Below are 10,534 nucleotides of genomic sequence, written 5' to 3' on the forward strand. Positions count from 1 at the left end.
ACGTGAGCGCTCCGCGCTGGCCGTCACGGGACGACGTGGCGCAGGTCACCGAGTTCGACACCTACCAGATGCGAAAGATCGCCAATGAGCTGGAGGAGTACGTCGCGGGCCTGACGGCCCCGGCCTTCTCCGAGGGATACACGACGGGGTCCCTGAAGAGCGTCGGCACCAGCGGCAACCTGACCGAGGCCCAGCTCGGCTCCTGGCCCGCCGCGCGGACGTTCGCGCGGACCGTCGGCTCCCCCTCCGGCGGATCGTCGTCCCCGGACGGCAGGGCCGCGGTCCTCGGGCGCGTCTACGAGGAGTTCGTCGCCCACTACCTCGGAGTCATCAAGGCGATCCGGACGAGCGCCGACGAGTACGACAGGGCCAACCACGCGGGCGAGGGCGGCACGGGCGCGTAGAGGACGCGCGGGAAAGGGGGCATCGCGGTGGAGGGCCGGGAACGGACCGTGCGGATCCGCTCGGGCGAGCGACCCGCCGGGGGCGAGGTCACCGCCTCGTACGACGAGATCGACCGCTGGATCAGGGAAACCTCGCCGGCCCAGATCGAGGACGCGGGGTTCGGCTTCGGCCACGGAGCGGCCACGCTCGACCTCGTCACGGGCGCCATGCTGAGGAACGCCTCGAGGCTGGCGGGCGTCTGGGGCGGTCCCGCCGCCCAGGAGGTCCAGGACGCGCTGCGGATGCTGCACACCGTGGGCTCCGAGCTGGGGGACAAGATGGGGGAGGTGTCCCACGTCCTGAGGATGTACGGCGGGGTCCACCTGCCCGACGCCCGCAAGGAACTCGACCGGCTGGCCGCGTCCCGGCAGACCTCGCAGGAACCCTCGACGGCGACCTCCGCCTCCGCCTCCGGCGAGCCGAAGGGCACCGCCGAGGCCCGCCAGGTGCTGAAGACGCTGAACGCGCAGATCGCCGCCCTGTATGAGAAGGTTCCTGAGACGTTCTCCTACACGCTTCCGGCCGCGGAGGACACCGGGCGGGGACCGGGGGGATACTCCCCGGTCGACTACTCCCCGGTGGGCCGGCCCGCGGGCACCTCGGGGGCGGGCGCGAGTCCCTGGCGAGGGGACGACGCGGGCCGGTCCGGAGGTTCCGGCGGCGCCGGGGGAGACGACCCGTCCGGCGGACGGGGAACCGGCGACCGCGATTCCGGCGATTCCGGCGATCCGGGGTCCACCGGGCCCGGTTCCGACGGTTCTGGCGGCTCCGGTGGTTCCGGTGGCTCCGGCCAGGGCGGAACGGACGGCTCGGGCCAGGGCGGCACCGGAGACGGCGGGCGCTCCTCCACCGGCGGTACGGGCACCGGACAGGGCCCCGGCGGCGAGACCACGGTCCCGCCCGTGATCGGCGGACACGACACCGCGGCTCTCCGGCACGTCCCAGGGACCACGGAGATCGCGAGTTTCCTGCCGAACACCCCGGTCGCGCCCCCCACGATCCAGCAGAACCCGGTCGGGCTCGTCGGCCCACCCACCACCGTCACGCCGCACGTCCCCTCGGTGCTGGGCGGCCCCGGGTTCGGGGCGGGCGCCGTACCGGTGGCGACCTCGGGGACCACCGGAACCTCGGGCAACCGGAACGCCGCGACCGGCGGCCCGATGGCACCCTTCATGCCGGGCACGGGCGGCGCCGGGGCCGAGGGAGAGGGACAGGGGCAGGAGAGGACGACCTGGCTGTCGGAGGACCACGACGTCTGGAACTCCCGCGGAGACGTGATCCCCCCGGTCATCACCTGACCATCGAGATCTTCGGAAGGTACGGCATGGCGATCGAACTCGACCCCGACTGGCCCGGTCTGACCGTAAAGAACGACACGAGCGGCAAGGGCGGTCCCGAGGTGGACCACACCGCGATCCGGGAGATCGCGGGGCAGCTGGAGGCGGCGCTCAGGAAACTGACGACGGCCACCAAGATCCCGTCGACCGCGGTCGCCTACGCCAAGGGGACCACGCCCCCCGAGCTGCCCGGACCGCCCCCGGGGGCCGGGTCGCTGCCCGACCTCCAGATCCAGTGCGCGCTCAGCGACGCCCATCTCGGCCAGTGGATCACCGCGCAGCAGTTCGCCATGGCGATGGGTTCGGCCTACTCGGTCCTCATCGGTGAGCGGGGCCAGAAGGGCGGCGGCCTGTACGCGGTGACGACGGAGCAGTACGCCGCGGTCATCGAATCGCTCTACGAGATCGTCAAGGCCTACGACGGCGCCGACGAGGCGAACCAGGGCACCGCTCCCAAGAACGACGCCTGACAGGGAGATCACCATGGCGGACACGGGTTCGACCCCGCTCAAGTACTCCGGCTCCAGCCCGCAGGAGACGCCTCTTCCGATCACCGCCTTCGACAGCGTCATGGACAAGGTCAGGAACTGGGTCGACAACACCGAACCGGACACGGTGAAACGGGCGGCCGCCTACTACGTCGCCGCGCACGACCTGCTCCAGGACGCGGCGGTGACCCTCAAGCAGAAGGCCGTGGAGCTCGCGGGCACCTACAACGGCCCGGAGAGCGTGGCGGCGCAGAAGGAGCTGCAGCGGCTGCACGCCAGCATCCGCGAGCTGGCAGGGAAGATGCGGGAGGTGGGCGTGCCGCTGCGGAAGTACGGCGAGACGCTCACCTGGGCGCAGCAGAACATCGTCACCAAGAGGGGCCAGGACTCGCGCTCCGACCACGACACCGACTGGGCGGACAACATCCCGTTCTACGGCATGTACCGCGTCGAGCGCCGGGCCAGGGACCGGTTCAACGAGATCAACGACAGGATCGTCCAGCACTACCAGGAGCTTCCCGCCGAGGTGCAGCACTCGCTGCCCACCCCGGTGCAGCTCCCGCTGCCCGACTACCAGAACGTGGACCTCCCCTCGGGGCCCGGCGGCCTCACCACCGGAGGCGGCGACGGCGGTTTCGGCGACCCCGCGGGCGGCCTGGCGGTGAAGGGCCCCGGGGTGAACGACCCGCGGCTGAGCGCGATCGATCCGAACGGGCTGGACCCGAACGGCCTGGACCCCAATGGCCTCAACCCGGGCGGCACCGGGCCCGGCGCCGTCGACGGCTCCCTGCCCGACCCGAACGGCACCGGGCAGAACGGCGGCGTGAACGGCCTCGGCCCCGGTTCCCCCGGCTACGACGGGACCGGCGGATCCCGGCCCGGCCTCGACGCCACGGCGCTGTCGGGCGTCGGCCAGGACAGGACCGTGCTCGCCGGACTGAACGACCAGGGGACGATCGGCCTGCCGAACGGCCGGGGACCGGGCCCGGTGTTCGGCGACTCCCTGAACCCCTCGCTGCACGGGCCGTACGGGGTCGTGGGCCCGAACGGCACGGGCACCGGGCCGGGCACGGGCGGCTTCGGGGCGGTGGGAGGCGGGGCCTTCGGCGCCGGGGGCCAGACGGGGGGCCTGAACAGGGCGGGCGGCTCCCCGATGATGCCCCTCGTGCCGCCGGGCGGCGGCGCGGGGGCCGAGGAGAAGCAGGACCGGGAGAACAGCACCTGGCTCATGGAGGACGACGAGGTCTGGGGGAGCGGCGGCGACACCATCCCGCCGGTGATCACCTGACGCCAAAGATCGCCGGTTGTACCGGTTCGCAATGGCTGTATCTCTGTATCGGTTGTGAGGAGTGGGAATGGCCGAATCGCCCTTCAAGGGCTTCACGCTTGAGGCGGCCGGACCGGCCAAGGCCGTCTCCTTCACCAAGGACAAACTGGACCAGCTGGGAAACGACTTCGGCGGCCGCGCGGGCGACGTGGAGACCCTCGCGCGTCAGACGGGCGCGATCGGCATCGACCCGCCCGCCTTCGGCATCCTCGGGATCGGGCTGAACACGGCTCACGACCAGGCCCGCGACAACGCGGTGAACGCCCTCAAGGCGGGCAAGGCGGTCATCGAGTCGTGGAACAAGGCCCTGAAGGACGCCGACAAGAACTACCAGAACGCCGAGGGGAAGAGCACGACCGGCGACGGCGACGGCGGCGGTGGCGGCGGGCTGGGGGGCGGCGGCCTCGGTGGCGGCGGTCTGGGTCCCGGTGGCCTGAACCTGCCCAAGGGGGACGGCATAACGGCTCCCGGCCTGCCCGATCCGGACATGCCCGGCACGGACGGGCCCACGCTGCCCGGCTCGGACCTGCCGGACCCCGGCGGTACCGATCCCAGCCTGCCCGACCCCAACCTGCCCAACCCGGGCGGAACCGATCCCCGGCTCCCCGACCCGAACGCGCTCGACCCCAACGGGACCGGCCGCCTTCCCGACGGGAGTATCCCCGGTCTCGGTTCGGACGGCGCCGTGAACCCCCTCGCCAGAACGGGCCTCGGGCTGGACGATCCCACGCGGACGGCCCTGTCGTCCTACGGCCAGGACGGGGGAGCGGGGCAGCCGAGGCTGCCGGGCACCACCACGTGGACCGGCGACACCGGGAACCTGTCGGGGCCGTCCTCCCGCGGCGGGTTCTCCGGCGGGGCGGCGGGGGTGGACGCCGCCTCCCTGGGCGCCGGGCGCGGGGCGGGTACGGGAGGCACGGGCGGCGCGTCCATGATGCCGCTGATGCCCCCGGGCGGCGCCCCCGGCGGCGAGCAGGACAGGGAGCGTGAGAAGACCACCTGGATGTCGGAGGACGAGGGGGTCTGGGGCGGCGACGAGGACATCGCGCCCCCGGTGATCGGCCAGGACTCGTGACCTCGCCGGTGAGACGCGGCGGCCGGAGGAAGGATCTTCACCATGGCGTATGAGAGCGACAGGGCGACGACCATACTGGCGGTCGCCGCGGCGACGGAGGCGGCCATCATCCTCAGGCGGCCCGCCGCGTGGTCCATCGTCGCGACGCTCGGCCTGCTGGTGTCCAATCCCGGGGACATGAAGAAGGCGGCGGGAGAGTGGCGCGACCCGAACGCCGGTCCCGCCGCCGACCTCGTCGCCATCAGGGACCAGCTGCACACCCTGCAGGCCCGGATCAAGGACGAGGGGCACTGGGAGGGAGACGCCTACGAGACGTTCAGCGCCTCCGTGAAGGACTTCAACGCGCAGCTGGACAACGCCCGGAGATACCGCCAGGGCATGGGCGACACCCTCGACCAGACGGCCGACATCTACCACGTGGGCGCCCAGATCGCCTTCTACACGGCCCTGACCATGGAGGGCATCGCCCTGGTCTACATGGCCAGCTACGTCTACCCGGCCCTCAGGATCCCGGCCGAGGGCTGGGTCACCGCCGCGCTGAAGAAGCTCGACGACGTCGTCAAGGGAGTGGTCGGCAAGAAGCTCAAGGCCGTCGCGGCGGTCGGGGTCATCATGTGGATGCTCAACGGCTTCCAGAAGGACCAGCAGCGAATGTTCTGGGGCACGCAGGCCATGCCGCAGCAGGAGCCCGACTTCACCCAGGTCAGCCTGGAGTACGACAAGAACGGGGGCCTCGTCAGGAAACCCGAGAACCCCGCGCTCAACCTGCCGAAGACCAAGGGCTCGTCCCCGCTGTCCATCATCGGCCTTTGACATCCTCCCGGCCCCGAAGGACCGGGATTCCCGGCCGAAGCCGGGTGGTTCGCGGTTCACAGCCCCGTCCAGCGGCCGGCGGGCTCCCCGCCCCGAAGGACGGGGCGTCCATGCTGGAGGAACGTGGTGACCCGCGAGGTCGGAGTGTGACCCGCGGCCCAGGTCACTGCTGCGGCTGGGCCGGTGCGGGCTGGCCGGTCTGCACCGGCTTCCTGGCGGCCGCCGCGTCGAGCGCCGGGCCCTCGGGGATCAGGTGCACCAGGTGCGCGGGCAGCGGGGCGACGTCCCGCATGTCGTAGCCGAGGCTCGACAGCGCGTCCTGGGACGTGATGAGGTGCCGCCGCCCCTGGTCGCCGATCAGGTAGAGCGACTGGAGCGCGTCCAGCCTGCCGTTGCCCGGCAGCAGCCCGGCCACGGCACCGCCGCCCGGCGGGAGCACCACCTGGTCCACCACGTCCTGGTTGAACCACCCCTTCGGCGGGGCGGGGATCGCCACCGTGCTGCCGACCGTCAGCAGCGCCTTGGCCGATCCGCGCTCGGTGTCGGCGTAGACGGCGCAGACCGGGTGGGCCGGGGGCGGTGCGACGATCTCCGGCATGCTCTGCGGGAGGTCGCCGCCGCCCATGTGGGCCGCCGACCGCCTGGCCCCGGTCGCGGTCGCCGGGTCCAGCTCGACCGCCCGTACGGGGGCCTCGCCGTACGCCTTCTTGGTCGCGGGGCTGCGCAGCAGCAGGGCGGCCTGCGTCGGGGTGAGGGGCGCCAGGCCGTCGGAGAGCAGCACGTACCACCTCGCGGGGGCGCCCGCCACCGGCGGCACGGTGAAGATCCTGCCGACGGCGGACGTCTCGCCGCCGGGGCCGGCCACGGCGCGGCCGAGGCCCGAGATCGAGGGGGCGCGGAAGTCGGGGCCCGCAGGCAGCGCGTTGAGCCAGGCCGAGGGGACCTGGCGGGGCTGCTCCTCCGTCAGCGCGCGCACGCCCTCGGTGGACACCCGCATCCGCTGGTTCGACCACAGCAGCCAGGCCTGCCCGTTCTCCTGGACGAGCATGGCCCTGTTCTGCCCGATCGGGCTCCCGCCGACGCCGAAGCCGCCGACCAGCGAGGTGTACGGCCTGCGTTCGCCGTTCGCGTCGACCCCCTCGACCACGCAGGCCGACCAGGGCGCGCGGACCAGCCGGTCGCGGGCGGGCAGCGACTCCGGGGCACCGGGGATGCCCACCAGGGTGCCGCGCGGGTAGCGCGAGAGCGAGGCGGCGCTGACCGTGCGCACCTTCACGTCCTGCTCCCCGACCAGCAGCCTGGCCGAGGTGACGTTGACGACGGGGATCATCTTCCCCTGGGAGGCGCTGTAGACGAACGTCGCGCCCGTCTCCTCCTCCACGATCACGGTGCCAGGCTCGGTGAGGGCGGTCGCGTTGCCCGGCCGCAGCAGGCCCAGCACCCCGAAGGCGGCCGTCACCAGCACCGCGACCAGCACCCCGCCGAACACGGCCACGTTGTGCCTGCGCAGCGGCGACTCCGGCAGGTCGGGCTCGCCCTGGAGCAGGGCCGTACCCAGCCGCTGGGTCATCAGCCTGTGGGCCTGGTAGAGATCACGCCGGGTCTGCATCCCACCTCCGTCCGCCGGATGCGCGGTCGTCGACAGCATAGAAGAGCGATCTTGGGAACGGCCCTTTTTGCGTGATATGTGAACAATGATCGTCCGCGGCGTTTCCGACCGCCGAAAGAGCGCTGAACAAGGTGACGAGACCGGGAAACGGCGCTCCGGGCGGTGATAGGAGATACGGGGACGGTTGTCGATCAAGGAAGGCGCGTGATGCAGGACAGGTACGTCACGTCCACGGCGATTCAGTCGATCCGCACCGAGATCGGGGACGACGTCATTCCCAAGATCAAGGAGTTGCGCGGGCTGGTGGACAGCACCGACGTGACCGCACCCGGCTGGGGCGCCGTCGGCGAACTGGCGATCGGCATCCGCTACCGCGATGTCCAGGACGACGCCAGGGAGAAGCTCGGCCAGGCCCTGGACGTCCTGGAGTCCTGGCTGGAGGCGCTGACGACGGCCACGGTCAACTGGCAGACCGCCGAGTACAACAGCACCGTCGTCTACCAGTGATCCGGAAGAGCTGACATGCCGGCATCTCCGAACAGGCCCTCCCCGGTGACCGCGGCCAAGAGCGCCAGAGGCGTCATCGTCAACTCCGCCAAGGTCCTCAGCGGCCTGGAGAACGGCGCGCGGCTGGCGCCGACCGCCTGGGCCGGGGTGGCGATCGCGGCGACGGCGATCGCGAACGTGCCGGGGATGGCCGACGCCTACAACAACTGGGAGTCGCTCCACTCGCGGCTGGACACCGCGAACAAGAGCTACGTCGCGGCCCTGCTGAACAAGGCGAAGGACGGGTGGATCGCCGAGGACCGCGACGCCTTCGACGACGCCGTCCAGCACTACCAGGAGGCGCTGGAGAGCCTGCGCGCCTACATCAAGGCCATCGCCGGGATCGTGGACGAGCTCGGCGACGCCTACCGCGCCTACTGGATCGCGATCGCCAAGGTCGCTGCGACCCTGCTCGCCCTCGCGGGGATCGCCTCGGCCATGCTGGCGACGCCGTACGCCGGGACGGCCGCGCTCAACCTGCGGATGCTCGGCATCATGGCCAGCAGGATCATCGCCGCCTCCACCGCCGCGCTGGGGAAGGTCGTCGCCGCGGGTGCCAGCAGCATGTCGGTCTACTTCTCCGGCAAGGCGTGGATGCAGTCGTTCAACCTGGCCCCCACCGGTCAGGCGAAGGTCGACTTCACCCAGGCCAGGATCGTCACCAAGGGCCTGCCCTCCTTCCAGCAGCCGCCGCCCCAGCAGACCGGTCAGCCGCCCCAGCTTCCGCCGAGCACGGGCTTCCAGTGGCTGTCCCCGAAAAAGGACCTCCCGGAGTCGTACAAATGACGAACACCGACCCCGACTACCCGCGCCTGGACAATCTGGACGACCTGGAGGACCTCGACGAGGTCGTACGGCGCGGCGACGAGGCGCTGCGCCGGCTCGGCGACGCCTTCGGCGAGCTGGAGGCCGTCACCGGAGAGGGCTTCGGCGCCGACGGCATGGCCAGGGCCGTGGTGGACGCCGCAGGCCGCATCCAGCAGATCACCTTCGACCCCCGCATCGCGCGCCTGGACACCAGGACGATCGCCGAGGCGGCCACCGAGGCCGTCCGCGCCGCCCAGGACGACGCCCGGACGCGCAGCGAGGAACTGCTCACCAGGGCGACGGGCGGCGAGTCGCTCACCCTGGACATGGATCACGCCCGCCGCCGGTTCGAGGAGATCGGCGAGGACCTCGCCCGCACGCTGCGGGACCTGGCGGGCGGGGCCTGACAGGCGGCGGGCTCTGACCGCCTGCGCGGCCTGCCCGCGCGCGTGGACCGGGCTCATCGGTTTCGACGTCGTGAGTGCCTGACCTTGCTCGCCTCTTCGACGTCTCTCCAGTCCTTCTTGACGGTCTCCAGCGCGTCGACCCGGGCGGCGACGGTGTCACCGAGATGGGAGATCGGGCTCGGCGACGTGCGCGGCGCGGGGACGGGGCCGACGGTTTCTCCACGGTCCCGCCGGACCCCGGCGAGGCGCGGGAGCGGATGACGGTGGTCTACGACTCCTTCCTCCGCGCCGTCGACGACCTCTCCGGACGCCGAGCTCAGGGGGAACGCGGCGAGTCCCCCCGGCAACGCGGGGGAGGGACTCGTTTTCTCTCAAACCCGCCCCTGCCGGGGTCCGAATCTTCTCCTGGGCAGGGCCGCGACCGGGTCACCCGCGGTTGCCGCGGTCGATCCTGCCTCTGCCGTTCCGGACCTCAAAGGGGGGCCCGGACGGGGCCGGTGCTCCCGACGCCGGTGGTTTTGCGCCGAGCGTCGGTATTTCGGCATTACGGTCGGATCAGCTTCACTGCCGGGCCGGTGGTGGATGCTGGTGTTGGCTTTTCGGTGGTTTCGGGTTTGATCGGGCTTTTCTCGTCGAGGTCGACGTTGGGTCGGGCTTTGTTTTGGCCGTTGTCTTGACCGGGTTCGGTTTGGTCGTTGTTTTGGCCGGGTTCGGCTCCGGGGCTTCGGTTGAATCCGGGTCCGAGTCGTCGTCCGACTCATCGTCCGAGTCGTCGTCTGACGACGTATCGGCCGCAGCCGGCTTGGGCAGCCCCACGGCGGGGGCCTGCGGGCCGGGCGTGGTGCCCTACGGCACGGTCACCTTGTTCACACCGTTCTGCGCCTGGTCATCCGCGCCCTGCCCCTCGACCGGCGCCCCGCGCTCGTTCGCGGTTCCTTCCGCGGACACCCGCTCCGCGCTGTCGGGCGAGGTGTAGCTCGCGGCCCACAGGCCCAGCCCTGCCAGCAGGGCGAGCACGCCGGCGCAGGCGATGAGCAGCAGGAAGGAGCCGCCGATCCGGCGCCCACCCGGCGAGGCCGCCCCCTGCGGCTCGTTGGGTTCCCGAGACGGGGAGGTGGCCTCTCCCGGGAGTGACGGAGCGCCCCAGCTTGACGATTCCACCGGTTGCGGAACGGCGGCATCTGCTCTCTTCGGGTCTTCAGGTAATAATGGGCTTAAATCATCCACTGCATTCCTTTCGGTTCAACTTTTGATTAATCCTTCTATGGGCCTGTCTGAGTCTATCTGGGGCTATCAAAGCAGACTTGACAGCCAAATCTACTTATTTCTCAATTTTGTTACAAGCTGCTATTCGGAGGCCCGCTCGTCACCCCTGCGGCGCCCGCATCAGGCGGCGACCCTGTCGTGGAAGACCACGGTCGTCACCTTGAGACAGAGCGGAGCCGTACAAGTGAACTTCGGCCTCGGCGACCTGAGCTCGGACACCCCGGAGGATCCGATGAGGCCATACGGCGCAGCGAGGAGACGCCGGTGCTCGGCTCGTCCCCGGCAGGCGAACACGAGGAGGGCCCCTTCCCCGATGACACGCCTAGGTTCTAGTGATCGTTGCAACACCTGATCTATTCAGGAGTTGCGGTGTTCGAGATCCGGCAGGATCGGTCCCCGCAGGGCCGGAAGAAGC

At 71.2% G+C, this 10,534-nt stretch carries 11 protein-coding genes; 9 read left to right on the forward strand and 2 right to left on the reverse strand.

What is annotated here, in order from left to right; genetic code table 11:
• Positions 1-2: 2 nt before the first annotated feature.
• From AB0N02_RS25590 to AB0N02_RS25615, 6 genes are all read left to right on the forward strand, one after another.
• Positions 3-404: a hypothetical protein gene (locus AB0N02_RS25590; RefSeq protein ID WP_363951226.1), complete on the forward strand. Its 402-nt coding sequence runs from the start codon at positions 3-5 to the stop codon at positions 402-404.
• A 48-nt stretch (positions 405-452) separates the two neighbouring features.
• Complete coding sequence (locus AB0N02_RS25595) at positions 453-1,742, forward strand: hypothetical protein (RefSeq protein WP_363951228.1); 1,290 nt, start codon at positions 453-455, stop codon at positions 1,740-1,742.
• Positions 1,743-1,768: 26 nt separating this feature from the next.
• Positions 1,769-2,251 (forward strand): hypothetical protein, encoded by a 483-nt coding sequence (locus AB0N02_RS25600; RefSeq protein WP_363951230.1) that lies wholly within the window; start codon positions 1,769-1,771, stop codon positions 2,249-2,251.
• A 13-nt stretch (positions 2,252-2,264) separates the two neighbouring features.
• Positions 2,265-3,557, forward strand: a complete 1,293-nt coding sequence (locus tag AB0N02_RS25605; RefSeq protein ID WP_363951232.1) for a hypothetical protein — start codon at positions 2,265-2,267, stop codon at positions 3,555-3,557.
• Positions 3,558-3,624: 67 nt separating this feature from the next.
• Positions 3,625-4,671: a hypothetical protein gene (locus AB0N02_RS25610; RefSeq protein ID WP_363951234.1), complete on the forward strand. Its 1,047-nt coding sequence runs from the start codon at positions 3,625-3,627 to the stop codon at positions 4,669-4,671.
• A gap of 42 nt (positions 4,672-4,713) precedes the next feature.
• Positions 4,714-5,484 carry a hypothetical protein gene (locus AB0N02_RS25615; RefSeq protein ID WP_363951236.1) on the forward strand — a complete coding sequence of 257 codons (771 nt, stop codon included), beginning with the start codon at positions 4,714-4,716 and terminating at the stop codon, positions 5,482-5,484.
• A gap of 163 nt (positions 5,485-5,647) precedes the next feature.
• Here AB0N02_RS25615 and eccB read toward each other — a convergent pair whose 3' ends face one another.
• Positions 5,648-7,093 (reverse strand): type VII secretion protein EccB, encoded by a 1,446-nt coding sequence (gene eccB / locus AB0N02_RS25620; RefSeq protein WP_363951239.1) that lies wholly within the window; start codon positions 7,091-7,093, stop codon positions 5,648-5,650.
• A gap of 204 nt (positions 7,094-7,297) precedes the next feature.
• On the opposite strand from eccB, the gene AB0N02_RS25625 reads away from it, so the two are divergent.
• From AB0N02_RS25625 to AB0N02_RS25635, 3 genes are read left to right on the forward strand one after another with little or no spacing between them, the layout of a single operon-like run.
• A complete protein-coding gene (locus AB0N02_RS25625; RefSeq protein WP_363951242.1) occupies positions 7,298-7,600 on the forward strand; it encodes a hypothetical protein in 303 nt (100 codons plus the stop codon).
• 15 nt (positions 7,601-7,615) lie between these two features.
• The gene (locus AB0N02_RS25630) at positions 7,616-8,425 is read left to right on the forward strand and encodes a hypothetical protein (RefSeq protein ID WP_363951244.1); all 810 of its coding nucleotides are present in this window, start codon (positions 7,616-7,618) and stop codon (positions 8,423-8,425) included.
• On the forward strand, positions 8,422-8,853 hold the full coding sequence (locus AB0N02_RS25635; protein ID WP_363951246.1) for a YbaB/EbfC family nucleoid-associated protein: 432 nt from the start codon (positions 8,422-8,424) through the stop codon (positions 8,851-8,853). Before AB0N02_RS25630 ends, AB0N02_RS25635 begins: the two co-directional genes overlap by 4 nt.
• 846 nt (positions 8,854-9,699) lie before the next feature.
• On the opposite strand, the gene AB0N02_RS25640 is transcribed toward AB0N02_RS25635, so the two are convergent.
• Positions 9,700-10,014, reverse strand: a complete 315-nt coding sequence (locus tag AB0N02_RS25640; protein WP_363951248.1) for a hypothetical protein — start codon at positions 10,012-10,014, stop codon at positions 9,700-9,702.
• Positions 10,015-10,534 lie beyond the last annotated feature (520 nt).

The sequence above is a fragment of the Streptosporangium sp. NPDC051022 genome (assembly GCF_040683035.1).
Taxonomy (GTDB): Bacteria; Actinomycetota; Actinomycetes; order Streptosporangiales; family Streptosporangiaceae; genus Streptosporangium.